We start from the raw sequence: 25,153 nt of genomic DNA, 5'->3' as shown, positions 1-25,153 counted from the left end.
CTACCATCACATCAGTGATCACTGAAAATGCAGAATTAATCCTGCGTGGATTGTCTGTATGCGGGGACATTTTGTCCTGAGTGATACTTTTATCGTGCCTGTTGTTGATACCATTTTCTGCAAGAAAGACGGCTCGATCAAGAACCTGGGGAGGTAATCAGAGAAAGCCATGACTCACTACGCTCGCTTCAAGACCGCATTGAGCGGCTTCGCGCTGGCCACCGTTCTGGCGGTCAGCGCCCCTCTGGCAGCACAGGCTGCCGGGGTCACCGATCAGGACATTCTCAACGACGCCAAGACCCCCAAGGACGTGGTGACCTACGGAATGGGGACGCAGGGCCAGCGGTTCAGCCCGCTGAAGGCCCTGAATGTGGATACCGTCAAAAACCTGCACGCTGCCTGGTCGTTCTCGTTCGGCGGGGAAAAACAGCGTGGTCAGGAAGCCCAGCCGGTGGTCCGCGACGGGGTGATGTATGTCACCGCCTCGTATTCCCGCCTGTTTGCCATCGACGTGAAAACCGGCGACGAGCTGTGGCAATACGACGCCCGCCTGCCCGAAGGCATCATGCCCTGCTGCGATGTGATCAATCGTGGTGCGGTGCTGTATGGCGACAAGGTGTACTTCGGCACGCTGGATGCCAAGCTGGTGGCGCTGGACGCCAAGACCGGCAAGGTGATCTGGAAAAAAGCCGTTGCGGAATTCAAGGACGGCTATTCGATGACGGCGGCACCGCTGATCGTCAAGGGCAAGGTGATCACCGGCGTGTCCGGTGGTGAATTCGGCGTGGTCGGCAAGGTTGAAGCCCGCGATGCCGAAACCGGCGAACTGCTGTGGTCGCGTCCGACCGTCGAAGGCCACATGGGCGAGCTGAACGGCAAGCCGTCAACGATGACCGGCAAGCTGAATGCCACCTGGCCGGGCGACATGTGGAAATACGGTGGGGCTGCCCCCTGGCTGGGCGGGACATATGACCCGGAAACCGACAGCCTGTTCTTTGGCACCGGCCAGCCGGCCCCGTGGAACAGCCACCTGCGTCCGGGCGACAACCTCTATTCGTCCTCGACGCTGGCGATCAATCCCGATACCGGCGAAATCAAGTGGCACCTGCAGACCACCCCGCATGACGGCTGGGACTTTGACGGCGTCAACGAGTTCATCTCGTTTGACCTGAAAAAGGACGGCAAGGTGATCAAGGCCGGGGCCAAGGCCGACCGCAACGGCTTCTTCTTTGTTGCCGACCGTACCAACGGCACCCTGTTGTCGGCGACGCCGTTCGTCAACAAGATCACCTGGGCCAAGGGCTTCGACATGAAGACCGGCCGCCCGCAGTACGTCGAAGAAAGCCGTCCCGGCAATCCGGCCGAGGCCAAGGAGGGCGAAAAGGGCAAGGCGGTCAACAACTGCCCGTCGTTCCTGGGTGGCAAGAACTGGATGCCGATGGCCTACAGCCCGGATACCGACCTGTTCTATGTCCCGGCCAACGAATGGTGCATGGAGATCTGGAACGAAAACACCACCTACAAAAAGGGTGCGGCCTATCTGGGGGCCGGCTTTACCATCAAGCCCGCCTATGACGATTACATCGGTGTCCTGCGCGCCGTTGATCCCAAGAGCGGGAAAATCGTCTGGGAAGCCAAGAACAAGGCCCCGCTGTGGGGCGGTGTGCTGACCACTGCGGGCAACCTGGTGTTCACCGGCACTCCGGAAGGCTACCTGAAGGCCTTTAACGCCAAGACCGGCGAAGAAGTCTGGAAGTTCAACACCGGCTCGGGCGTTGTCGGTTCGCCGATCACCTGGGAAGGCGATGACGGTGCCCAGTATGTGGCGGTGCTGTCCGGCTGGGGCGGTGCTGTGCCCCTGTGGGGCGGTGAAGTCGCCAAGGCGGTGAAGGATATCAACCAGGGCGGCAGCGTCTGGGTGTTCAAGCTGTCTCCGTCGTAACTTTCCCTCCCTTGCTACGGCGCGGTACAGAGAACAACGGGTCAAAGTTCCCCTTTGGCCCGTTGTTTCTTTTTCGGGGTATCCACAGGCAGGTTATCCACAGAATCACCGGATAACTGTCGGGATAAGGGTGTGGGTATCTTGTGGATGGAACGTCTGAAGCCCCCGTAACCATGCGGGATTGCCAAGGAGGTGAGGCTTTCGGTGTTGCTGTCCGGTTCTGTGTCTTGAGAGAGATATTCTGTAGTATTTTCTTTATCAATTCGCCTTATGCGGGAATTATACCTGTTACAGAATCCATGCCGCTTTTCCTCGCCCTCCTGTTTCTCTGGGGGGTGTGAGCGGGTCAGGGTTGGTCTGATGGCGACAGGTTTCGACAGGCGTGGCCTGGAGCGTTGTGCGAAAAGCGGGAACCGGTTTTCGCAAAAACAATGCGACAGAACAAAATGTTAGACCAGCGTGCCTGCGTCAGGTTTAACGCGCGCTGGTCTTGGCTGGGAGAGCGGGAGTATGTCGGGGGACGGGGGGCCATGACAGACGGGAATGCAAACCGGGTACATGTTCTGCTTCCGTGGTGGGTGAAGCCTGCCGGAAGCGTGGCCGCGCTGGCGCTGTGCATCGCCGTTGGCTCTGTTGTCTATTGCCTGCCGCAGCGGGTGGAAGCCTCGGATGGACAGGGGGCGCTGGCCGTCTCTTCGGTCAGGGCCTCCGGACACAGCTATGCTGCCCAGACCCTGGCCGAAACGCCCTATAGCGTGGCGCAGGGCGGAAATGGCGCGGCGGTGCTGGCGCAGGCCAGCAGCAAGGAACAGGTCTATATTCTGGAAATTAGCGTTCCCGCGCGCAGTGGGCAGACAAGCGTCGCGTTTCAGGGGCTGTGTGAAGTCCTCGACAGCATGGGCAGCACGCGGGAAACGCCGCTGGAAGGCTCCGGGCCGGTGCAAAAACGGCTGGTGGGGGAAAAGGTCCGCTGCCGAATCCACAGCCCGGCGGGCAACAGCCTGCAGGTGGTCCTGAAACAGGAAAACCGCATTCTGGCCTCGGCGGCAACAGCAGAAGGCGGGGTGCAGGATGTGATGGTGGCATCTCCGTAAGGTCGCTGTCCGTTCGGGGGCTTCTTACACCAAAGAGCATGATGCGCCATTAGACCAGCGTGCGTTCAATCTGACGCCACAGTCCACGACAGTTGGTGGGATCAGTGCGGGCTACCACCCGAACCCGTTTGGGGACGATGCCCCCAAGCCCCCATTTTTCTTTAAGAATCAAGTCAATGGGGTCCGGGGCCTCAAGGCCCCGGCGAGGTGTGGAGCAGCGCTCCACCTCCTTTCGTTACTCTAATGATCGGCCCGCAGGTAGGACACCATCCGGCGGGTTTCTTCGATCAGGCGCTGCATCTGCGCCCCCAGATTCTGCGAGGTTTGGGTTATGTCATCGGCATGGCGGGCCAACTGGTCTTCCTGCCGCCGCATCAGGGCGATTTCGCGGGTGGCCCCATCCAGATGGCGGGCCGACGCCTGGCTGGCGCGTTGCATGTCGGCCAGAACGTCGGTGGTTGCCCGGCTTGCGCTCTGAATGACTGCCGAGGTGTGATCAACACCACTGCGCTGAAAGGCAACGGGGTAGATAATGGTGGCGCTCATGGTGTGATCCTCCCTGCAGATGGCCTCGTGGTCTGTTTCCCCTGACATCTGGACCGTTCTGGCGGTTTTTGTGCAGGCGGGGACGGGTGAGGCGGAACCGGAAACAACGGGTATGCGGGACCGTGATGACGGTGGGGTAGATTAGGGGGTAGCCTGGAATGGCTGGCCGTCATCTTGTAGCAGCAATTATACGCACAGTGTGCGCCATGGCAAGTGACAAAAGCGCATTTTGTGCGCCATCGTCCCTAAGGACCATCAGCCCTCCCCACCGCAGGCAGAAAAAAATTCACCCGGCAGAAAAATGTGAACGGCCAGCCAACACCAGAGAACGCCTTGCTTTCCCCTTGCCGATGGCCTGAAAAGGATATTTTGTTCACCCTTAGTTCCTTTGTGCCGGGCTGCAAGAAGGCTTGCGTTGCCGTCATCAAAGCGTCAATATGCCCGCCGTCGAAAGGAGCCCAGCCCCAACATATTGATGACGACCCCCGTTGGCGTCCCATATATGGATCGGGTGCAGTGCGTCACCGCACGGCTCGCTCGTCAGAACAGATACACCCAGGCACCATGCCTTCCTGTCCACTCCTCCGCAGGGCCCTTTCCGGCGGCAGGGGGAGGATTCCGTAAGCAGGGCGCCAATTTCTTCGGTTCAGGAGGCTTCGTAGTGCTCAACGTCGTTCAGATCGCTCATCATCCGCGTGTGCAGACGGACCCCTCCCGCGATAGCCTGCTGACCACCTTTGGCAAGGCCGTGCTCGAAGACCGCTACCTGCTGCCGGGTGAAAGCTATCAGGATCTGTTTGCCCGCGTGGCCAGCGCCTATGGCGACGATGATGCCCACGCCCAGCGCATCTATGACTACATTTCCAAAATGTGGTTCATGCCGGCCACGCCGGTGCTGTCGAATGGCGGCAGCAACCGTGGCCTGCCGATTTCCTGCTTTTTGAACGAAGCCGAAGACAGCCTGAACGGCATTGTCGATCTGTGGACGGAAAACGTCTGGCTGGCCTCCAAGGGCGGCGGGATCGGCAGCTACTGGGGCAACCTGCGCTCGATTGGCGAGCCGGTCGGCGCGGTCGGCAAGACCTCGGGCGTGGTGCCGTTCATCCGGGTGATGGACAGCCTGACGCTGGCCATTTCCCAGGGCTCGCTGCGCCGTGGTTCGGCGGCGGTGTACATGCCGGTCAACCACCCGGAAATCGAAGAATTCATCGAACTGCGCCGTCCGACCGGTGGCGACCCGAATCGCAAGGCGCTGAACCTGCACCATGGCATCCTGCTGACCGACGCCTTCATGCGGGCGGTGGAAAAGGACGACGAATGGCCGCTGATCAGCCCGCGTGACGGGTCGGTGATGCGGCGGGTGAAGGCGCGCGCGCTGTGGATTCGCATCCTGCTGGCGCGGGTGGAAACCGGCGAGCCGTACATCGTCTATTCCGATACCGTCAACAACAGCCTGCCCGAACATCACCGGCTGGCCGGGCTGACGGTCAAGACCTCGAACCTGTGCGCCGAAATCACCCTGCCGACCGGCCGCGACCATCTGGGCAAGGACCGCACGGCGGTGTGCTGCCTGTCGTCGCTGAACCTGGAAACCTTCCTCGAATGGCGCGAAGACCCGCGCTTTATTGAAGACGTGATGCGCTTCCTCGACAACGTGTTACAGGACTTCATCGACCGCGCCCCGGACAGCATGGCCAAGGCCAAGTACTCGGCGATGCGCGAACGCTCGGTCGGGCTGGGGGTGATGGGCTTCCATTCGTTCCTGCAGGCCAAGGGCGTGCCGTTCGAATCGGCGATGGCCAAGGTGTGGAACAAGATGGTGTTCAAGCACCTGAAGGAAGGCGTCGATGCCGCCTCGAAGGCGCTGGCGATGGAACGTGGCCCGTGCCCGGATGCTGCCGATTACGGTTTCATGGAACGCTTCTCCAACAAGACCGCCATTGCGCCGACCGCCTCGATTTCGATCATCTGCGGCGGGGCCAGCCCGGGCATCGAGCCGATGGCCGCCAACAGCTACATGCACAAGACGCTGTCCGGTTCGTTCAACGTCCGCAATCCGTACCTCAAGACCCTGCTGGCCGAGCGCGGGCAGGACAACGAAGAGGTGTGGACCTCGATCACCGTCAACGAAGGTTCGGTGCAGCACCTCGACTTCCTGACCCAGGACGAGAAGGACATCTTCAAGACTGCCTTCGAGCTGGATCAGCGCTGGGTGATTGAGCATGCCGCCGACCGTGCCGCCTTCATTGATCAGGCGCAGTCGCTGAACGTCTTCCTGCCGGCTGACGTGCACAAGCGCGACCTGCACCAGATTCACCTGCAGGCGTGGAAAAAGGGCGTGAAAAGCCTGTACTACTGCCGCTCGAAGTCGATCCAGCGGGCGGAAGTGATCTCGTCGCAGGCGGTCAGCATTCCTGGCGGTCTGGGGACCGCCCCGACGCAGGTGGCGGGCATTGCCAGCCCCACCGGCCCGATTGCGGCGGCCAACGACAGCTCGAACAGCACCGATTACGAAGAGTGCCTGGCCTGCCAGTAAGCCCGTGCGGTAAATAACCACAGTACACGACAGTTGAGTAACAAGAGCGGGCTACCGCCCGAACCCGTTCGGGGACCAATGCCCCCGAACCCCCATTTTTTCTCTGAATTCAAAGGAATGGGGTCTGGGGCCTGAAGGCCCCAGCGAGGTGTGGAGCAGCGCTCCACGTCCTTGTTTCCTTGCTGTCGCGTCCTGTGACATGGCACGACAAAGCGATCGCGGAATCGAGGAGCGGGCCGCGGCCTGCTCCCGGTTTTCTCCTGTCGTATTTTTTGCGAAAACCGGCCAACGGTTTTCTGTCTTTCCCATCCCACCGTGAGACGATCATGTCCTTGCTTGATGCCCAGCCGGTCTACAAACCGTTCCGCTATCCCTGGTGCTATGACGCGTGGCTGACCCAGCAACAGATTCACTGGCTGCCGGAAGAAGTGCCGCTGGCCGATGACGTCAAGGACTGGCACCACAAGCTGAGCGAAGCCGAACGCCACCTGCTGACGCAGATTTTCCGCTTCTTTACCCAGTCGGATATCGAAGTGAACAACTGCTACATGCGGCATTACACCCGCGTGTTCAAACCGACCGAAGTCCAGATGATGCTGGCGGCCTTTTCCAATATGGAAACCATCCATATTGCCGCCTATTCGCACCTGCTGGACACCATCGGCATCCCCGAAGTCGAATACCAGGCCTTCCTCCACTACAAGGAAATGAAGGACAAGTACGACTACATGCAGGTGTGGGGCGTTGATACCAAGGAAGACATCGCCCGCACCATGGCGGTGTTCGGGGCCTTTACCGAAGGCCTGCAACTGTTCGCCAGCTTTGCGATCTTGATGAACTTCCCGCGCTTCAACAAGATGAAGGGCATGGGGCAGATCGTGACATGGTCGGTGCGTGACGAGACCCTGCACTGCAACTCGATCATCCGCCTGTACAAGACCTTCCTCGCCGAAAATCCCGACGTCGATCAGGAGGCGCTGGCCAACGACCTGTACGAAGCCTGCGAAACCATCCTGCACCACGAAGACGCCTTCATTGACCTCGCCTTTGAAATGGGCGCGGTGGAAGGCATGACCCCCGGCGACGTCAAGCTGTACCTGCGCTATATCGCCGACCGCCGCCTGACCCAGCTGGGGCTGGTGCCGCGCTATGGGGTGGAAAAGAACCCGCTGCCGTGGCTGGACGCGATGCTGAACGCGGTGGAACACGCCAACTTCTTTGAAAACCGCGCCACCGAATATTCCAAGGCCGCCACGCAGGGCACCTGGGAAGACGCGTTCGAGTAATGCAGTCATGGAGCGCTGCTCCAAACCTCGCCGGGGCCTTGAGGCCCCGGACCCCATTCCTTTAATTTTCAAAGAAAATGGGGGGTCGGGGGCATTGGCCCCCGAGCAGTTCAGGCGGCAGCCTGCACTTTCTTGCCAACTGTCGTGTACTGTGTCCCACTTTGTGCTCACTGCTTTAGGGAGAGGGAGCGATCAAGGCCACCTCTCCCAACGATGACGGCTCGACCTCTGGCCGATGGCGTAGATGGGCCTCGGCCACTTGCCACATCGGCGGGCCATCAGCTCCGTCCGCTGCCACGCTGGCCCAGCCTGCCACCACATATGATCTCTCTGCCATCAGCGGGCTGTCGCTGCGGGCCAGTCTGAGATCCTGAATCCGCTGTCCGATCGGCTGGCGGGGATCAATCCGGTACGACAGCCCACCGGTGCGCACCATGTCGCCGCCTTGCCGGTAATAGGGGTTGGGGTGGAACAGATTGTCGGCCACGTCTTCCAGAATCCCTTTGATCTGTGCCCCGCTCATCTGCCGCCGGTAACTGGCGGGGTAGGTGATGGCGGTCTGGCTATACAGGTCTTCGCGGGTGATCTCTTGCCCGGCGGGCACACAGCCGCCCCAGCGAAAGCCGGGGGAGAGGGCAATTTCGGCGTCGTGCTGCTCCAGCAGGGCGGCGCACAGCAAATGATCAAAGCTGCCGCCCAGCGTGCCGCGCCGGGTCAGCCAGTGGCTGGTATGGCCGACCGGCTGGCGCAGATGGGCTTCGTGCGGCTGGCGCAACGAGGCCACCAGCGCCGCCATCGCCGGGTCCGCCGGAAGGGCGGCACTGAGCACCGGAATCTGGGCAAAGCGAAAGGCGCTGATGCGCTTGTTCTGCACCTCGATATCCAGCCGGGCCAGCACTTTGCCATGGGAGCCGCCAGTGATGATCAGGCTGTCGGCCACCCGAATCGCCGCAGGCAGGGCCTCGTGGGTGTGACCGCTGAGAATTACGTCCAGCCCGGCCACCCGCCCGGCCAGAGCACAATCAACCGCCAGCCCGTTGTGCGACAGCAACACCACCAGATCAGCCCCCTGCACCCGTACCTCGGTAATGTGCTGGCGCAGCAGGTCTTCATGGATGCCGAACGACCAGTCGGGGATCAGGTGGCGCGGGTTGGCAATCGGGGTGTAGGGATAGGCCTGCCCGATCACCGCCACCAGCAGGCCGCCGCGCTCGAACAGCGTCCACGGGGTGAACACCGGCTCGTTCCAGGTGGTGTCGCGCACGTTGCCCGCCAGAAAGGGACAGGGCAGGCGGGCAAACAACGCCTGCACCCGCTCGGCGCCATAGGTGAATTCCCAGTGGCCGGTCATGGCGTCAATGCCCAAGGCCTGCATCACCGTCAGCATCTCTTCGCCCTGCGACTGCAACGCCCCATACGATCCTTGCCAACTGTCGCCGCCGTCAAACAGCAGGGTCCGCCCCGGTCGCTCGGCGCGGATGGCGGCAATCAGGGTTGCAAGGTGGGCCACGCCACCCAGACGGCCATAACTGGCGGCCAACTGTTCAAAGCGGTCGGGGCGCAGGGCATAGGCCAGCGGACTGTCGTCGGCCAGCCCGGCCAGTTGGGCGGCAAATTGTGGATCGGGAAGCGGCTCGCGCAGGTACAGCGGGGTCAACTGGGCGTGCAGGTCCGGCAGGTGCAGCAGGGTCACTTGCCCGAGCGCCGGAAAGGCCAGCAGGTCATCGAGTCCCGGCCCGGCAGCCCGCCCGCTGTGCAGCGGCAGGGCGCAGGCGGCGAGGGTGGCGAGAAAGTCGCGGCGGCTGAGTCTCATTTGCGCACCGCCGGGGTTTCGATCGGCAGGCCGTTGCCGCGCCACGCCAGATACAGCTCCAGCGCCTGATAGTCGGGATCACCATAGGGCAACGGCTCGGCCTTGATGTTGCTGTTGCACTCGCGGAACCGCCGTTGCAGCGAGCCGAGGTCTTGCCATTTCAGGCGATAGGTGGGAAAGCCGTTGCTCTGGCCCTGCGACAGCTGTTCGGCACGCAACGAGGCGCCTTCCAGCGTGACGTGGCAGTCATGACAGGACAGCCGCATCAGGCCGATCCGGCGCTGATAGACCTGTTCGCCCCGCCGGAACCATCGGGCAGCCGGACCATCAATGCGCACCGCCATCGGCAAACCGCGCGACTGGCCCTTGACCAGCGTGGTCATCGCCACCAGCGCATCACTGTCATAGGGCCACGGAGCGGCCTGCATCTGCTGTTGGCGGCACTGGTTGATGCGGTCTTCGAGGGTGTGCAGGGTTTTGCCATCGGCTGCCACCTGCGGATAGCCCGTGGCCGCACCGCGCAGGGATGCGGGCGCATGGTGACAGTCACCGCAGGCCTTGCCAGCCTGCCCGTCGCGCTGTTCCCACAGGGCTTGCGCCCGTTCCACCCACAACATACCGGGGTTGGCAACGTCGTCCCATTCCATCTCGCGGGTGGTCGGGTCGGCGATCAGCAGGCCGGAATAGCTCTGGCCGATGCGATAGGCGGCAAGGTCGGTGGGCAACGACGGCAAGGCCACCTCCGCCGCCTGCACCGTGCTGCTCCACAGGGTCAAGGCCAGCAGATCAAGGAACCACCGTAACCGCCACTTCGGCACGGTAAAGGCTGCCGTCATCATCATGCCACTCCATCACCAGCAGGCCGCCATGGTCGGCTTTCAGGGCAAATTCCCAATAGGGATTGGCCGAGATGCCGGGGTTCCAGTCAGCGCGCATCAGCTCCTGACCATCAAGGGAAACCGTCACCTGCCGCACAATCCGGCGCGGGATCAACAGGCCGTGCTCGTCCTTGCGCAGGCCCGATTCCATCGGGTGGGCGAGAATGCTTTTGACCGTAAAGACCTCGCCTCTGCGCACGCTGGCGGGGACTTTCAGCCGGGGGGAGCCGAGGGCGTCGGTCATGCAAGTTCTCCTGTCATCCGCCGCAGCCGCCAATGGTGACTTTGACCTCGCGCCCGGCCACTGCCACCCGCTGGCCGGAAAACACCGCCACCACCAGCACGGTCTGGGTGGCGGCCAGCCGGATACGGGTGCGCACCTGTGCCACGCCGAGGGCCGGAGTCACATGGATGGTGGCAATCTCGGGCAGCGGGTTGACCTCGGAAATGATGTGCAGCCGTTGCAGGTGATCGTCGGCGGTCATCGGGCTGTCAACGGTGATGCCAAAGGGAACGGTGTTGCCGTTCTCGGCCAGTTCGGGGGCTTCCAGTCGGATCAGTGACGAAGACAGCAGGGTCGCCCCTTGTTGCAGACCGGCAATCAGCGCCTGAGCCTGCGACGGCGTGGCCCGCGCCAGACGCGACCACAGCAGCGGCAAGGGGCAGGCGAGGGCCGCCGCCAGCAGGGTCCGACGGCTCACAGGGGGTGGGGTCATGGCGAGGTCTCCGTCAGGCTGGCGAGATAGCTCACCACATCTTCCACCTGCTGGGCCGTCAGCAGCGGCGTCTCGGCCTGGGCCGGAGCCACCTGCACCGCGTCGCCGGTGCGATAGAACGGGGGCATCACGCTGTCGGGGGACTGGCGGCGGGCATCGACCACCCGCAGGCGAAGCCGGGCCAGCGACAGCCGCCGCCCGACGCCGCGCAGATCGGGGCCGATCTGGCCCTGAAAGTCTTCGTTGGGAATCGGGGCGCGGTGGCAGGTCAGGCAGTTGCCCTGTGTGCGTCCGGCAACGATTGCCTGCCCGCGTTGTGGATCACCGGGAGTCGTGGTCAGCGGAGCGGCAATACCGTCGCCGCTGACCAGATAGGGCACCAGTCCCGGCTGACGGACCTGCTCGTCCGCATGGGCCACTGACGGCAGGGTCAGCAGCAGGCCGAGCACGATCCTGTCAAGCCGCTGGTTGTGCCGCATCGATTCCTTGCCCCTGTTTCCGGCATTCTGACAAACAGTAGCGCAGCGGCGGCGGGCGGTCTGTTATGCTAAAGTCCTATCGACGATTGGTCTGCACGAGGTTTCCCGGTGTCTTTGTCTGCTGTTGCGTCTCCGCTGGTGATTGATGCCCGTGGTCTGGTCTGCCCGTTGCCGATTTTGCGCCTGCAAAAAGCCTTGCAGGGGCTGGCCGACGATGCGGTGGTCGAGCTGCTGACCGACGACCCGGCGGCGATTGCCACCGTGCGCGATTTCTGCGCCGGGCGGGGGCTGACCCTGCTGGCGCAACAGGAGCAGCCCGGACGCAACAAGGGAGAGACGGTCTGTCACCGGATCTCTCCCTTGCCCGCCTCTCGTGCGGAATAACCAACCGTGATCAGCCATTATCGACAATGATCGCCTTGTAAGCGTGCCAGGTGGCATGGCCGACCAGCGGCAGGGTGATCGCCAGTCCGACAAAGAACGTCGCCAGTCCAAAGCCGGTCACCAGCACGATCATCGCCGCCCAGCCGATCATCACTTTCCAGTTGCGGCTGACGGCGCGGACGCTGCAGGCCATCGCATGGACGGCAGACACGTCGCGGTCGACCAGCATCGGCACCGAGATGGCGGTCAGGGTGAACACCGCAGCGGCGATTACCCCCCCGGCCACCGTGCCGACCAGCAGGAACAGTGGAGCCTGTGGGGCCATCAGGATATCGCTGAAAAAGCGGTCCATGCTGGGAGGCGCTGAATGGTAAAAGCTGGCGAAAATCAGCAGGGCGACCATGAACCACGCCAGCATCATCACCATCAGGGTCAGGCCGACCACCAGCAACTGGTCACTGCGGCGGAAAAAGGTGGCAAAGGCCTCGCGCAGGGTGATGTCTTCGGCGCAGGCGTGGCGGCGGCTGACTTCGTACAGGCCGACGGCGGCCAGCGGGCCAACCAGCATGAAACCGGCGGTCATCGGCAGGATCAGCGACTCCATCCCCACCGCCGACAGGCCGAAAAAGATCAGATAGGCGGTTACCACAAACACCGCGCCATAGGACAGGCTGACACGGGGGGCGGCCCATAAATCGGACCAGCCCATGGCCAGCCAGTGGGCGGACTCATCGACGGTCACCTGATTGACTGGCGGCGGAGCGCGATCTCCGAACCAGTAGCGGTTGGAATCGTGGTGGAACGGACGGGTAAATTTTTCCTGCGTGTCGGTTGTTGCCATGGTCCAGCCTCCTGAATCCGATATGGAAACGTGCGGTGACACAGCGGTAGCGGGGGTGGTACCGGGAACGCCACATATTTCCCCTTTGCGTAGTCTGACATTTGGGGATGAGAAACACCAGAGTCCAGACCCTGTCTTGTTTCTGGTGAGAGGAATGACCAGATAATTTCCTACCTGAATGAGTGGTCTTTAAGTGGGGGTCGTCATGCCACATCCTCCCCGTGCCGTTTTGCGCCGCATCATGCTGGGGGTCCTGTTTGCCCTGCTGGCTTTGCTGGCCTACGGCAGCATCATTGCCAAGGTCGGCACCCATGGAGCCGACGAGTTTCTCGCCCGGGTCCACGGCAAAGCCTATCACTGACATCCATTCTCTCTGGCTCTGGTTTCTATCTGGGAGGCCACCATGCGCCACAGTCCCGGCTTTACCGATTGGGTCCGTTACGTCAAGCGTCCGCCACGATCCGGCTTGCCGCCGGGTAGCCGGGCGATGGCGGCGGCGGGGGTGCTCCGCCAGTATCTCGAATTGTGCAAGATGCGTATCGGCATGATGATCGGCATCACCGCCATGGTCGGTTATGGTGCCATCGCGCCACAGATCGATGGTTGGGCGTTGCTGGGGTTGGGCTGTGCGATGATGCTGGGCTCGTCATCATCGTCGGTGTTCAACCATTTTTATGATCGTGATCTGGACCGGCTGATGACACGAACCGCCCGCCGTCCGCTGGCGCGCGGCAGTCTTGGCAATCCATGGTCGGCGGTCTGGGTGGCAGCGGTGTTGCTGGTGGCGGGTCTGACCATGGCGGCCGGGCTGTTCAACTGGGTGGTCGCCCTGCACCTGTTTCTGGGGGCGTTCATCTATGGGGTGGTTTATACCGTCTGGCTGAAGCGGCGCACCTGGCTGAACATCGTGGTCGGTGGTGCCGCAGGCAGCTTTGCCTTGCTGGCCGGAGCCGCCGCCGCCGACCCGCAGCAATGGCTGCTGCCAACGCTGATGGCGGTGACGCTGTTCCTGTGGACGCCATCGCATTTCTGGGCGCTGGCGATCCTGCTGAAAGACGATTACGCCCGCGCCGGAGTGCCGATGCTGCCGGTGCTGATCGGAACCGTCCGCTGCGCCCGCTGGATTCTGGTCAATTCGGTGCTGCTGGTGCTGTCGTCCCTGCTGCCGTGGCTGCTGGGGGAACTGGGGGTGGTGTATGGCGTGCTGTCGCTGGCCTTTGGTGGTCATTTCCTGTGGCTGTCGTGGCGACTGGCACGGGAACCGGGGCCACTGTGGGCACGGCGGACCTTCTTTGGCTCGATGCAATACCTGTGCGGGGTCTTTCTGGCGGTGATTGCCGACCGCCACCTGATGGGGTTGTTTTAGACCAGCGTGCGTTAAACCTGATGCCACAGGACACGACAATTTGTGGAAAAGAATGGGCTATCGCCCAAACCCATTCAGGGCCTGAGGCCGCGACCGTTCACTTGGGGACGATGCCACCGGGCCCCTCTTTTTTCTTTTATGATCAAAGGAACGGGGTCTGGGGCCGACTGGCCCCAGCGAGGTGTGGAGCAGCGCTCCATGATCCTGTTTTCTGCTTGTCGTGTACTGTGGACTCATGTTTGAGGTTCACAGCTCTGGGGTGCCGTACGGCGTACAGGACGAGTCTCGTCCTTGTCAGGCCGGACGAGGGGACGTGAGCAGGCGCACCGCCACCAGTGCAGACAGGGCGACCGCACCGGCACCGGCGAGATAAACGGCGTCCAGGCTCCATGCGCTGGCCACGGCCCCCATCAGCGGGCCGGTGATGCCGAGGGAAACATCGCTGAAGGCAACATAGGCCCCCATGGCCGTCCCCCGACTCTGGGGTGGAGCGCGGCGGACGGCTTCCACCCCAAAGCCCGGAAAGGCCAGTGAATAGCCAAATCCTGTCAGGGCAGCGCCGATATGGGCCATCACCGCTGTCTCTGCGCCCCAGATGAGCAACTGGCCCAGCGCTTCGATCAGGACACAGACCAGCGCCACCCGTGCACCCCCCAAGGCGTCGGGGAGGTGGGCAAAGAACACACGGGCGGCAATGAACGCGAGGCCAAAGGCGGTGAACGTCAGCGACGCAGTGTCCCAGCCACGGGCCGCAAACAGCAGGGCAATGAACGTGGTGATCACACCAAAGCCGACACAGCACAGCGCCAGCCCGGTGCCTGCCTGCCACACCACGCCCAGCACGGTATAGAATGGCATCCGTTGCGCCGCAGCCGGGGCAATCGCCCGTACACGGGCCACCAGTGCCAATGCGATCAGCGGCAGGAGGATCGCCGCGACCGACAGGCCGGCAAAGCCGATTTCCCGCTGCACGGCAATCCCGACGGGAGCGCCGACGGCATAGGCGCCGTAAATGGCCATCCCGATCCACGCCATGGCTTTGCCCGCGTTCTGCGGACCAACCAGTCCGATCGCCCAGCTCAGGGCACCGGTGACAATCAGGCTTTCACCACACCCCAGCAACACCCGGCCCACCAGCAGACACCACACCGATGGTGCTGGCGAAGAGAGGAAAGACAGCGACACGAGGTAGGCTCCTCCGGAACAGGACGCAACCAGAAAGCCGGTCACCACCGCGCGTTTGGCTCCCCGCGTGTCGGCCAGTGCCCCGGCCCAGGCCCGGGACAGCAGGGCTGCGACAAACTGCGTACCGATCACCGCCCCCACCATCAGGGGGCCCATGCCCAGCACACCAGAGACATGCAGGGGCAGAACCGGCAAGGGCAGGCCGATGGTCAGAAACCCGATGAACACTGCCAGCGTGATTGGCAGCACCTTGAGAAAGACGCTGGCGGCGGGCGGCGATGGAATTGCCGGGGACACTGTTTTTTGAGACTTGTTGGACATCACGTCCTCCAAACATGAGTATTTGCTCGATATCTGGAAGGATATGAGGGATGATCCCTGTTGCAAACTCGCGTTCGGACAGCCCCATGCCCTCCTTGCCCCAGCCTCGCCGCATCCCGCGTCAAAGCCGTTCCCGTGCTCTGGTGGAGGCCATTCTGGAGGCAACGGCTCGCGTTCTGACCGAACGGGGCTATGCCGGAACCAATACCAATCTGGTGGCGGAACGCGCTGGCGTCAGCGTTGGATCGGTCTATCAGTATTTTCCCAACAAGGATGCCCTGCTGACGGCGCTGCACGAGCGGCATGCGGCAGAGATGCATGCGGCAATGGAGCGTGCCCTAGGCAGCCCTTCAGCGGCAGGGGCAGACACGCGGGATTTGCGCAGCAAACTGGCATCTCTTGTCCAGGCGTGGCTGGCGGCCCATCGGGTCGCGCCAGAATTACACCGGGTGCTGGAGAAGGAGTTTCCGTTTTTCGACGCTCCAGCAGACCAGAGCCCGACCGATCAGGGCATCCGGCAGCGCATCCGCGCCCTGCTGGACGAACACCGGAGCGAAGTGGTCCCGCAGGACCCGGAGCTGGCGACATGGGTGATGGTGCAAACGATGGAATCGTTGATCCATGCCGCTGTGATCCCGCCGGGTGCCCCGTGTTCTGCCGAGGCCGCCGGACAGGCCATCGTTGATCTGCTGGCTGGATATCTGTGCGGTCAGGCGCGGCGGGCCTTGCCATAGCCGCAGTCACACTTGCGCGACGGCTCGACCAGCTTCAGGGTCAGCGGCGAGTTGGGATCGTCTTCGAGGGTGCGTTTCCAGCGGAACATGGCGCCGCATTTCTGGCAGACCTGACCGTCATGGCTGCTTTTCGCGGCAGGCTTTTCCGGTGACGGAACCGTATAGGTCGGGCGGTGGGTGGCCATCGGGGTTTCTCCTTATTCGCCGTCGCTGTGGGGCGTTTCGCCCAGATGCAGCGGGGCATAGCCACGGTCAACGGCATGGCGCAAGGCATCAAAGCCCGCCTTGGCTTCCTCGTACTGGCCGCGCAGATCGGCCAGTCGGGCGATTTCGTCCGCAGACGGGGCGTGCCAGTCCACCGCCATTACCGCCGCCAGATAGCTGGCGCGGACTTTGGCCACCCCGACCGCCAGCCGAAAGAATGCGTCGTGGTCGAGCTGGGGCAGGGCCTTGCTGAGCAGTTCGCGGTTGGCCGAGCGGATGGCGATATCCAGCTGTTCCATGAAGCGGGTCCGGCGCCGCAGATCGGTGGCATCGTCGCCAGACAGGTGGTGGCTGGTGTGCATGGGCAGAAAGCTCCTGCGTGCGGTGATGGGGCGGAAGGCTGACAGGGCGGGGTAGCCCTGTCAGCCAGTCTATATCTTAGAGCCGTTTTCTTAAAACAAGCCTTAGCAGGGTGCGAAAAGTGGGAACCGGTTTTCGCAAGGATACAGGACGTATCCTTTATCCGGCGACCGGTTGGGGAAACTCCAGCACGGTGGTTTCCTCGTCGGCATGATTGGTGATGTCTGCCTGTTGCAGGGCACCGCAAGGGTAATAGCGATAGCGGTGCGACATCGCCACTTCGCCGTAAACCACCTTCTCAAAGCCGAGCAGACGCCCGGCAGCGTCGTAGTCGGCGCGGAAAAAGGTGTTGCGGTTGTGGATTTCGGCGGGCGTCAGCTCTGTCACCAGCCGGAACGGCAGGCGGACGCCGCTGTAGGAGACAAAAAAGCGCTGCCCGCCAGCAGGCTGGTCTGTGGCATCGGCGGTGTGCGATGTGGTCATGGGACCCCCGAATGGATGTGCATGAACGGAGCGCCGCCGGTCAGGGGGGTAGGGCGGGGTGGCTATATTATACGTGATGTATTTGTGGTTGGTAGAGGGATATACGATAAATTTTCCTTATCAAACGCCATGAAATTAGAGATTGGTTATCAAGGGGTGGGCGGGAGTATCCCCAAGGGAGACGTTTTGATCGTTGATCAAGAAAACCCCGGAGGCACTGATGGCCGCGTCCCCTACCGCTTGTCCTGTTCCCGCTGCTGATGCTCCCCGTCGCTACGGCCCGTGGGCCGGATTGGCGTTGTCGGTGGCGCTGGCGGTCGGGGCCAGCGAACTGCACCGGCTGCCCGCTCTGGGCTGGGCCAGTCCGTTGATTCTGGCGGTGGTGCTGGGGATTGCCCTGAACAGTGTCCGCCGACAGCCGGTGGCCAGCCTGCCGCTGTTTGCGCCGGGGATCGCGCTGGTGATGAAACGCCTGTTGCGGATCGGGGTGGCGCTGCTGGGGCTGCAAATTACCCTCGGCCAGATGCAGGCACTGGGCTGGAGCGGTGGTGCGTTGATCGTCGGCACGGTGGCCGCGACCTTTGTCTTTACCCTGGGATGCGGACACCTGTTGCGGGTCGAGGCTCGCCTGACCCGCCTGATTGCGGCGGGAACCTCGATTTGTGGTGCTTCGGCGGTGGTGGCGGCCAATGCGGCGGTCGAGGGCGATGATGCCGACGTGGCCTATGCGGTGGCGATGGTCACGGTGTTCGGCACCCTGTCGATGCTGGGCTTTCCGTTGCTGGCCGGGCTGATCGGGCTGGGCGACCATGCCTTTGGGCTGTGGAGTGGTGTTGCCATTCACGAGGTCGCACAGGTGATCGCCGCCGCCTATCAGTACAGCCCGCAGGCGGGGGAAATGGCGACCATCACCAAGCTGGCGCGGGTGGTGCTGGTGGTACCGGTGGTGTTTGTGCTGCTGCTGGCTTTGCCGACCCGGTCGGCGGGGCAGGTTGGGCCGACCCGGTCGGCGGGGCAGGTTGGGCCGACCCGGTCGGCGGGGCAGGTTGGGCCGACCCGGTCGGCGGGGCAGGCCGTGGGAGCCGGGCGGCGGGTGACCATCCCGTGGTTTGCTTTGGGTTTTCTGGCCTTGGTGGGGGTGGCGAGCTGTGACATCCTGCCGCCTGTGGTGCTGGACGGAGTGGCGACGGTCGATCGCTGGCTGTTGACGGTGGCACTGGCCGGAATGGGACTGGCGACGGCTCCGGCGGCGCTGGTGCGGCGGGGCGGGCGGCCGATGCTGCTGGCGGCGCTGGCGACGGTGTTCATCAGCCTGTTCAGTCTGGGGGGTGTCCTGATGATGGGGTGACGCGGGGATGATGACGCTGGAGCAACTGCGGATTTTTGTGGCCGTTGCCGAAGAGTTGCACTTTACCCGTGCCGCCCGCCGGTTGCGCCTGACCCAACCGGCGGTCAGCAGTGCGATTGCCACACTGGAACAGGCCCATCAGGTGCCGTTGTTCCATCGCATTGGCCGGTCGGTCAGCCTGACCGAAGCCGGTCGTCTGCTGGTCCCGCAGGCCCGTCTGATCCTGCGACAGGTGGCCGGGGCTGAACAGCAGCTGGCCGACCTGTCCGGTCTGCGCCATGGCACGATGCGGATCATCGCCAGCCAGACCGCCGGAACCTATTGGCTGCCGCCCCGCTTGCACCGCTTTGCCGAACAGTATCCCGGTGTGTCGATTACGCTGGCCATCGGCAACAGCCGTCAGGTGCTGGCGGCGGTGCTGGCCGGGGATGTTGATCTGGGGCTGCTGGAAAGCACGGTGGATGATCCGCACGTCAGCCGCCGGGTCTGTGCCGAGGACCGGCTGGTGATTGCCGTCGGGCAGGGGCATCCGTGGTTCGGGCGGGCGACGGTGACCGCTGCCGAGCTGGAGCAGGCGGCGTGGATTGCCCGCGAAGATGGCTCGGGAACCCGCGCCCAGTTTGAACAGGCGTTGCACGGGTTGGGGGTGGACCTGCGCCGCTTGCGCATCACGCTGACCCTGCCGAATGGCGAGGCCATCCGGACCGCCCTGCTCAGTGGGCACGGTGCCGCCGGGTTGTCCGATCTGGTGGTGGCCGACGATGTGGCGGCCGGGCGTCTGCATGCGCTGCCGCTGCCGGTCGCCCCGCGCCCCTTTACCCTGATCCGCCATCTGGAACGCTATGAAGCAGCGGCAACGCAGGCGTTCGTGGCGAGCCTGCCGGTTCTGAGCGGGGTTGACAGGTCGTAGAACGCCTCTCATTCTAAAGCCATTCCGAGGGGTGCCGTTCCATCAGGACGGCTGAGACCAGGCGCTTGGGCGTGCCGGGAACCCTTTGAACCTGATCCGGGTCATACCGGCGGAGGGATAGGAACCTGAGCGTGCCGTTGCCACAAGGCCCAAGGGCCAGCAAGCCGGTACTCTCTCACCCCCATCAGCGGGCTGGCGTGGACCAGACAGTTGGCGGGGATGTCCCAACCGGCGCCCGGATCTCCCATCCAGACGCCAGGGAGATCCTCGCAATGAACCACATTACCCTGCCCAGTGACTTCGCTTTGACCACCGGCCCGTTTCCGGGGTCGCGCAAGCATTACCTGACCACCACCAGCGGCCTGCAGGTGCCGTTCCGGGAGGTCACCCTTGATCCTTCGGCCCGCGAAGAGCCGGTGCGGCTGTATGATACCTCGGGGCCATACAGTGATCCGTCGGCGCGGATTTGCATCGAAGAGGGCCTGTCGCGCCCCCGTGATGCCTGGGTGCTGGCGCGCGGCGATGTCGAAGCTTATGACGGGCGACCGGTGCAGCCGCAGGACAACGGCAACGTCGGCCCGGCCCATGCGGTGCCGGAATTCCCGTTGCAGCGGCGTCCGTTGCGCGCCCGCGATGGCAAGGCGGTGACCCAGTTGGCCTATGCCCGCGCCGGGATCATCACCCCGGAAATGGAATATGTGGCGGTGCGCGAGAATCTCGGGCTGGCCAAGGCGCGCGAAACGCTCAGCCGGGACGGGGTGCCGTTCGAAGCCGATATCCCCGACGAGATCACCCCGGAATGGGTGCGGGCCGAAGTTGCCGCCGGGCGGGCGATCATTCCGGCCAACATCAACCACGGTGAACTGGAACCGATGGCGATTGGCCGTAACTTTCTGGTCAAGATCAATGCCAACATCGGCAACTCGGCGGTGACCTCGGGCGTGGCCGAAGAAGTCGAAAAAATGGTGTGGTCGATCCGCTGGGGGGCCGACACGGTGATGGACCTGTCTACCGGGCGCAACATCCACCACATCCGCGAATGGATCATGCGCAACAGCCCGGTGCCGATCGGGACGGTGCCGCTGTATCAGGCACTGGAAAAGGTCGATGGCATTGCCGAAAACCTGAGCTGGGAGGTCTACCGCGATACCCTGATCGAACAATGCGAGCAGGGGGTGGACTACTTTACCATCCATGCCGGTCTGTTGTTGTCGCACATTCCGCTGACCGCCAACCGGGTGACCGGCATTGTGTCGCGCGGGGGCTCGATCATGGCCAAGTGGTGTCTGGCCCATCACCGCGAAAACTTCCTCTACACCCGCTTCCCGGAAATCTGTGAAATCCTGCGGGCCTATGACGTGGCGGTGTCGCTGGGCGACGGCCTGCGCCCCGGTTCGATTGCTGACGCCAACGATGCCGCCCAGTTTGCCGAGCTGGAAACGCTGGGCGAACTGACCAAAATCGCCTGGCAGCATGACGTGCAAGTGATGATCGAAGGCCCCGGCCATGTGCCGATGCACAAGATCAAGGCCAACGTTGCCTTGCAGCAGAAGCTGTGTGGTGACGCGCCGTTCTATACCCTCGGGCCGTTGGTGACCGACATTGCACCGGGCTATGACCACATCACCTCGGCGATCGGGGCATCAATGATCGGCTGGTTCGGGACGGCGATGCTGTGCTACGTGACCCCGAAAGAGCATCTGGGCCTGCCCGACCGCGAGGACGTGCGGCAGGGGGTGGTCACCTACAAGATTGCCGCCCATGCCGCTGATCTGGCGAAAGGCCATCCGGCGGCGCGGCTGCGGGATGATGCCCTGTCGCGGGCCCGCTTCTCGTTCCGCTGGCATGACCAGTTCAACCTGTCGCTCGACCCGGAAAAGGCGCTGGAGTTCCACGACGAGACCCTGCCGAAGGATGCTCACAAGGAAGCGCATTTCTGTTCGATGTGCGGCCCGAAGTTCTGCTCGATGAAAATCTCGCACGAGGTCCGCGACCACGCCGGGCGCGAGCGGCAGGAGGGCATGGCGGAGATGGCCGACAAATTCCGCCAGCAGGGCGGTGATTTGTACGTCACGATTCCTGACCCATTCACGGCGACTCAGGGATAACGGACCGGCCAAATACCCCTAAAAAACTTCCGGGTGGCGATTGTGTCACCCGGATTTTATACTTTTGCGAGATATTAATGCGTATAAATGAGCCTTTATTCCTATTTAGGAAACTTCAATAAACGCAGGGAGCGTTTTTCTTTCTGGAAAACACCCCATGGCGAGACCGAGAAGATAAAAACTGGAATTTTTTCAAATCAGACGTTCACAACGCAAATGAACAGTGGTTATCATGATCATGTCGTTAACCCCTTTTAGGGAGTATGAGCATGGTAGCGCACATAGCTCGGCGCGAATATGCCAAGGCTACGACCCCGGATGATCTTCTGACCACCCCCGGTCTGGACTCGGCCCCCAAGCGCCCGAGCAGTCAGAAAGCCCTTGCCATGGCAGCCCTGTCGGGCCGCCCGCTCACCGCGCGTGAACGGGAATGCCTGGCTTGGTCTGCTGAAGGCAAAACGGCCTGGGAAACCGGCGTTATTTTGGGAATCTCTGACCAAACCGTCATCAGTCATCTGCGCAATGCCCAACGCAAAATGCGTGCGGCCAACCGTGTTCAGGCGGTTGCCATGGCCATTCGTGCAGGTCTTCTGGATGACATCATTGACGTGAGCACTCCGCTGCCGCCGTTAGGAGCGGTGGTGATGGGTGATCCCGCCAATCGGGAAGACGAAGACCAGTAAGAACCGGTGCCAGGGCGTCATGCAGAGGGGATGAAGTGCATGGCGCCCCGTCTCGCCGGGGTTTGTTCAGGGTCCGGGATTTTTTTCAAGGTAATGGCTGGCGCAGACCGGTCAGCAACGCCTCATAGTGCGGCTCGTCGTCCGGCGTCAGAATGCCGTGACGCAGCGCAAAATCCACAATCACCAGATTGACGTTGAATTTGAAATCATCGCCAGCGGCAATGACCTCCAGCGCCTTGCGCACTGGCCACAGCTCAAAGCCGACCATTTCACCATCGGTATTGCGCGGGGTGAAGTCGGCGGGAAGTTCCAGATCATAACAGAACATGGTGTCGGGCTTCAGCCCGCCTGATCCTTCCATGCAATAGGTAACCGCCCCGACGGCGCGCGCCTGTGCGACCAGCGCGGCCGGAACATCGGCCTCTTCGGCGGCTTCCTTGGCAAGGTTTTCCACCAATGACAGACCGGCAGGCTGACCACCGGCGACCATGTTGTCGAGCTTGCCGGGGGCGACCTTTTTGTCCAGTGCCCGCCGCCCGATCCACAGGGCCGGACCATCGGCGGTCTGCACCCAACCGTTCATGTGAACCCCATAGGCCCTGATCCCCAGATACGACACCTGCGCCCGATCGATGCGGAACAGCTCGGGGGCGGACCATGATGTCTTGCAGGCGTACAGTTCGCCGCGCGGCTGGGGACAGCGGCCTTCGCTGGCCAGAGTGGCAAAGACCTCGGCGATGGCGGCGCTGCGCAGGTCCGGGCTGGACAGGGCCGGAGACAGGCTCACGGCGTTGTGATCGAGTCGGACCACCTGCGGGAAACGGGCAAGTTCGGGTTCAAACGTTGACCGGACCCAGCCCACACGCTGCTCATTGATCATCAATGGCTTGAAAAGGCTCAGGTCTTTGCGGTTGCAGGCGTGAATGTGGTCGAGAAAACTCATCAACAGGGGTCCTGAAACGGCGGAAATGACGGACCACGGTAGAGCGTTTCTGCCACGTCTGGAACGGGAATGTATCGGGGTATGGCGGGCTGGTCGCAGGATTCCGTCTTTTTTCGTCACAAAAGTCATGGTCTGTGATGAAAAGCACACGACAAAAGGCATGCCATGGGTATAGTGAACCATAGTCCTTAGCACTATGCCCCCAGAAACCAGCCCAGAGGCTCGCGCCGCACACAAACAGGAGATTGCCATGCGTATCACTGGCCCGCTCGGGAAAATCCTCTTTGGTTCGGCTGCGGTCGGAACCGGTATCCTGTTCGCCATTCCAGTGGTGCGTGCGATTGGCCGCGAGGGCTTTTCGGTGATCGACGGATCGGCTCCGGCCATTGGGGCGGGGATCTATCTGGTGATGACGCTGCTGCTGTGCCTCAGTGCTCCGGGGTTGTTTGCACGGGGGGTCGGGGTGGTCAGTGCGGCGGTCAGTGGCTGGGCCTGCGGCGAAGCAGCGACTTTGGCGCAGAATGGTGATTATCGTCTGGCCAGCGGGCTGGTGTGTGTGGCGGTGCTGGTGGTAACGCTGGCGGTGACGGTGATGCGCAGCATCATTGCCCGCCGGGATCGTGACATCGCCCGTCTGTCCCGCCGGATGTCCTCGCTGAGTGACAGCGTGACGGCGCACCTGCGTGACCGTTTCCACGGGGTGGCGATGTACCAGGACGACCCGAATCCGCTGGCCGATGTGGCGCTGGTTGATCGTCTGGTGAACGGTGCCATTGCCGACGCCAGCCGCGCCCACGACCGCGACGATTTCCTGCGCACCCTGATTTACGGGCTGCGCGATGTGCGGGACAGCCTGCGTCATCACGGGGCCGATACCTACAGTCAGGCGTGCTTTGATGAACATGCCCGCGCGCTGATGGCCGATATCCGCCGCGAAGGTCTCGATTTGTCGGCGCAGCGTCGCCCGGCGGCTCCTGCGGCGGCGAAGGGGCAGACTGCCCACTGAGCACTGTTTCCAGATAGAGTCTGTTTATCCAGCAAAAGGCCCCCGATCCTCTGTGGACGGGGGCCTTTTGCCCGATAGGCACAGCATCGGCGAGGTGTGGAGGCGCGCCCCACACTCCCCGTCTCAATCAAACAGTCGGTCGATTTCATCCTGCGAGATGGCAGCCGCCCCCAGTTGCGGGCCATTGAGCAGGCGTGCATCGTCTTCGCTGTGGTCTTCTTCCCCGATCAGTTCGGCGAAGGAGTCCTGGCCCCAGATGGAGATCATCTTGTCGATGCGGTCTTCGATGAATTTCAGGGTGTTGACCACCTTGGTGGTGCGCTGACCGGTGATGTCCTGAAAGTTGCAGTGCTCGAAGATCACCATCACGTGCTCGGTCAGGTCTTCGGCCAGCCGGGTCGTATAGGTGTCGTCGCCAGCAGCTTTCAGGGTGTGGGCGATGGTGTCGATTTTTTCGGCGGCATCAAGGATGCCTTCGGTGGCCTGTTCGGTCGATCCGACGATGGCATCAAGTTCCCCGGCCACCACCACCAGCCGGTCGCCCTGGGTGTGGCTTGAACGCAGGTGGGCGATTTCGCGCTTGGTCTCCTGAATCGAGTTGGCCAAAGCCCGCAGCTCGGTGCGCAGGATCATCACTTCCTGTTTCTGGCGTTCGTATTCCCGCAGGATCGGATCGTCCTGGGGGGCATCTTCATCAACTTCGTCTGCCGGTTCAAAGTGGGCGCGCAACAGATGGTCAAGCGAGCGCAGCTCTTCTTTCATCGAGCGCAACTCGCGCATCATCTGTCCGGAATCCCCGGAAGAGAAGGACGGGCTGCTGGCGTGGCGTTCGCCACCGTCACCGCTGCCTCTCTGACGCCGTTGCAGTTCGGCGGTAAACAACTTGCGCGGCATCCCGGTCGGACTATCCATAGCCCACTTCTCCCACTTCATGCACAGGGTCAACCCTGCGTTGCCATTGGTCTCAGTATATAGACAATCACCGGT

At 62.6% G+C, this 25,153-nt stretch carries 26 protein-coding genes and 1 riboswitch; of the genes, 13 read left to right on the top strand and 13 right to left on the bottom strand.

The window, feature by feature from the left end:
* Positions 1-169: 169 nt before the first annotated feature.
* Positions 170-1,942, top strand: coding sequence for a PQQ-dependent methanol/ethanol family dehydrogenase (locus tag BW995_RS12045; protein ID WP_076400650.1), 1,773 nt, complete (start codon positions 170-172; stop codon positions 1,940-1,942).
* A gap of 530 nt (positions 1,943-2,472) precedes the next feature.
* Entirely contained in the window at positions 2,473-3,036 is a 564-nt protein-coding gene (locus tag BW995_RS12040; protein ID WP_139332882.1) for a hypothetical protein, read from the top strand.
* Positions 3,037-3,276: 240 nt separating this feature from the next.
* Here the strand turns inward: BW995_RS12040 and BW995_RS12035 are convergent, their stop codons facing one another.
* A complete protein-coding gene (locus BW995_RS12035; protein WP_076400648.1) occupies positions 3,277-3,582 on the bottom strand; it encodes a hypothetical protein in 306 nt (101 codons plus the stop codon).
* A 661-nt stretch (positions 3,583-4,243) separates the two neighbouring features.
* Here BW995_RS12035 and BW995_RS12030 point away from each other — a divergent pair.
* Together BW995_RS12030 and BW995_RS12025 are read left to right on the top strand one after the other, a co-directional pair.
* Positions 4,244-6,118 (top strand): ribonucleoside-diphosphate reductase subunit alpha, encoded by a 1,875-nt coding sequence (locus BW995_RS12030; RefSeq protein ID WP_076400647.1) that lies wholly within the window; start codon positions 4,244-4,246, stop codon positions 6,116-6,118.
* Between the two features lie 326 nt (positions 6,119-6,444).
* On the top strand, positions 6,445-7,404 hold the full coding sequence (locus tag BW995_RS12025) for a ribonucleotide-diphosphate reductase subunit beta (protein WP_076400646.1): 960 nt from the start codon (positions 6,445-6,447) through the stop codon (positions 7,402-7,404).
* Positions 7,405-7,579: 175 nt separating this feature from the next.
* On the opposite strand, the gene soxB is transcribed toward BW995_RS12025, so the two are convergent.
* From soxB to soxX, 5 genes are read right to left on the bottom strand one after another with little or no spacing between them, the layout of a single operon-like run.
* On the bottom strand, positions 7,580-9,217 hold the full coding sequence (gene soxB / locus BW995_RS12020) for a thiosulfohydrolase SoxB (RefSeq protein WP_076400645.1): 1,638 nt from the start codon (positions 9,215-9,217) through the stop codon (positions 7,580-7,582).
* Positions 9,214-10,059, bottom strand: a complete 846-nt coding sequence (gene soxA / locus BW995_RS12015) for a sulfur oxidation c-type cytochrome SoxA (protein WP_084194797.1) — start codon at positions 10,057-10,059, stop codon at positions 9,214-9,216. Before soxA ends, soxB begins: the two co-directional genes overlap by 4 nt.
* A complete protein-coding gene (gene soxZ / locus BW995_RS12010) occupies positions 10,004-10,339 on the bottom strand; it encodes a thiosulfate oxidation carrier complex protein SoxZ (RefSeq protein ID WP_076400644.1) in 336 nt (111 codons plus the stop codon). The genes soxA and soxZ overlap by 56 nt, the downstream gene beginning before the upstream one ends.
* Positions 10,340-10,352: 13 nt before the next feature.
* Positions 10,353-10,811, bottom strand: a complete 459-nt coding sequence (locus tag BW995_RS12005) for a thiosulfate oxidation carrier protein SoxY (RefSeq protein ID WP_076400643.1) — start codon at positions 10,809-10,811, stop codon at positions 10,353-10,355.
* On the bottom strand, positions 10,808-11,290 hold the full coding sequence (gene soxX / locus BW995_RS12000; RefSeq protein ID WP_076400642.1) for a sulfur oxidation c-type cytochrome SoxX: 483 nt from the start codon (positions 11,288-11,290) through the stop codon (positions 10,808-10,810). Before soxX ends, BW995_RS12005 begins: the two co-directional genes overlap by 4 nt.
* Positions 11,291-11,398: 108 nt before the next feature.
* Here soxX and BW995_RS11995 point away from each other — a divergent pair, with 108 nt between their 5' ends.
* Positions 11,399-11,674: a sulfurtransferase TusA family protein gene (locus BW995_RS11995; protein ID WP_217696078.1), complete on the top strand. Its 276-nt coding sequence runs from the start codon at positions 11,399-11,401 to the stop codon at positions 11,672-11,674.
* A 10-nt stretch (positions 11,675-11,684) separates the two neighbouring features.
* Here the strand turns inward: BW995_RS11995 and BW995_RS11990 are convergent, their stop codons facing one another.
* Entirely contained in the window at positions 11,685-12,515 is an 831-nt protein-coding gene (locus tag BW995_RS11990) for a DUF2189 domain-containing protein (RefSeq protein ID WP_084194796.1), read from the bottom strand.
* Between the two features lie 205 nt (positions 12,516-12,720).
* Between BW995_RS11990 and BW995_RS20795 the strand changes: the two genes are divergently transcribed.
* Both BW995_RS20795 and cyoE read left to right on the top strand, forming a co-directional pair.
* Positions 12,721-12,876 carry a hypothetical protein gene (locus BW995_RS20795; protein ID WP_175617061.1) on the top strand — a complete coding sequence of 52 codons (156 nt, stop codon included), beginning with the start codon at positions 12,721-12,723 and terminating at the stop codon, positions 12,874-12,876.
* 42 nt (positions 12,877-12,918) lie between these two features.
* Positions 12,919-13,881, top strand: coding sequence for a heme o synthase (cyoE, locus tag BW995_RS11985; RefSeq protein ID WP_084194795.1), 963 nt, complete (start codon positions 12,919-12,921; stop codon positions 13,879-13,881).
* Between the two features lie 294 nt (positions 13,882-14,175).
* Here cyoE and BW995_RS11980 read toward each other — a convergent pair whose 3' ends face one another.
* Positions 14,176-15,387, bottom strand: coding sequence for an arabinose transporter (locus tag BW995_RS11980; protein WP_076400640.1), 1,212 nt, complete (start codon positions 15,385-15,387; stop codon positions 14,176-14,178).
* A 50-nt stretch (positions 15,388-15,437) separates the two neighbouring features.
* Between BW995_RS11980 and BW995_RS11975 the strand changes: the two genes are divergently transcribed.
* Positions 15,438-16,121: a TetR/AcrR family transcriptional regulator gene (locus BW995_RS11975; RefSeq protein ID WP_076400639.1), complete on the top strand. Its 684-nt coding sequence runs from the start codon at positions 15,438-15,440 to the stop codon at positions 16,119-16,121.
* Here the strand turns inward: BW995_RS11975 and BW995_RS11970 are convergent.
* From BW995_RS11970 to BW995_RS11960, 3 genes are all read right to left on the bottom strand, one after another.
* On the bottom strand, positions 16,097-16,306 hold the full coding sequence (locus BW995_RS11970; protein WP_076400638.1) for a hypothetical protein: 210 nt from the start codon (positions 16,304-16,306) through the stop codon (positions 16,097-16,099). The genes BW995_RS11975 and BW995_RS11970 overlap by 25 nt on opposite strands.
* Before the next feature lie 12 nt (positions 16,307-16,318).
* Positions 16,319-16,687 carry a hypothetical protein gene (locus BW995_RS11965; protein WP_076400637.1) on the bottom strand — a complete coding sequence of 123 codons (369 nt, stop codon included), beginning with the start codon at positions 16,685-16,687 and terminating at the stop codon, positions 16,319-16,321.
* Between the two features lie 157 nt (positions 16,688-16,844).
* Positions 16,845-17,168, bottom strand: a complete 324-nt coding sequence (locus BW995_RS11960; protein WP_076400636.1) for a DUF6156 family protein — start codon at positions 17,166-17,168, stop codon at positions 16,845-16,847.
* A gap of 220 nt (positions 17,169-17,388) precedes the next feature.
* Between BW995_RS11960 and BW995_RS11955 the strand changes: the two genes are divergently transcribed.
* From BW995_RS11955 to BW995_RS21245, 4 genes are all read left to right on the top strand, one after another.
* Entirely contained in the window at positions 17,389-18,516 is a 1,128-nt protein-coding gene (locus BW995_RS11955; RefSeq protein ID WP_084194837.1) for a YeiH family protein, read from the top strand.
* Positions 18,517-18,523: 7 nt separating this feature from the next.
* Positions 18,524-19,426, top strand: a complete 903-nt coding sequence (locus tag BW995_RS11950) for a LysR family transcriptional regulator (RefSeq protein WP_322099123.1) — start codon at positions 18,524-18,526, stop codon at positions 19,424-19,426.
* A gap of 17 nt (positions 19,427-19,443) precedes the next feature.
* Positions 19,444-19,562: riboswitch (TPP riboswitch) on the top strand.
* 136 nt (positions 19,563-19,698) lie between these two features.
* A complete protein-coding gene (gene thiC, locus BW995_RS11945) occupies positions 19,699-21,534 on the top strand; it encodes a phosphomethylpyrimidine synthase ThiC (protein WP_076400635.1) in 1,836 nt (611 codons plus the stop codon).
* 269 nt (positions 21,535-21,803) lie between these two features.
* Entirely contained in the window at positions 21,804-22,217 is a 414-nt protein-coding gene (locus BW995_RS21245; RefSeq protein WP_076400634.1) for a helix-turn-helix domain-containing protein, read from the top strand.
* A gap of 85 nt (positions 22,218-22,302) precedes the next feature.
* On the opposite strand, the gene BW995_RS11935 is transcribed toward BW995_RS21245, so the two are convergent.
* Positions 22,303-23,160 (bottom strand): DUF4743 domain-containing protein, encoded by an 858-nt coding sequence (locus BW995_RS11935; protein ID WP_076400633.1) that lies wholly within the window; start codon positions 23,158-23,160, stop codon positions 22,303-22,305.
* Between the two features lie 250 nt (positions 23,161-23,410).
* On the opposite strand from BW995_RS11935, the gene BW995_RS11930 reads away from it, so the two are divergent.
* Positions 23,411-24,166: a hypothetical protein gene (locus tag BW995_RS11930; RefSeq protein ID WP_076400632.1), complete on the top strand. Its 756-nt coding sequence runs from the start codon at positions 23,411-23,413 to the stop codon at positions 24,164-24,166.
* Positions 24,167-24,289: 123 nt separating this feature from the next.
* Here BW995_RS11930 and BW995_RS11925 read toward each other — a convergent pair whose 3' ends face one another.
* The gene (locus tag BW995_RS11925) at positions 24,290-25,078 is read right to left on the bottom strand and encodes a protein phosphatase CheZ (RefSeq protein ID WP_245821428.1); all 789 of its coding nucleotides are present in this window, start codon (positions 25,076-25,078) and stop codon (positions 24,290-24,292) included.
* Positions 25,079-25,153: the final 75 nt, after the last annotated feature.

The sequence above is a fragment of the Insolitispirillum peregrinum genome, from assembly GCF_900156605.1.
GTDB classification, from domain to species: Bacteria; Pseudomonadota; Alphaproteobacteria; order Rhodospirillales; family Rhodospirillaceae; genus Insolitispirillum; species Insolitispirillum peregrinum.
This window is presented reverse-complemented; position numbering and strand designations above follow the sequence as displayed.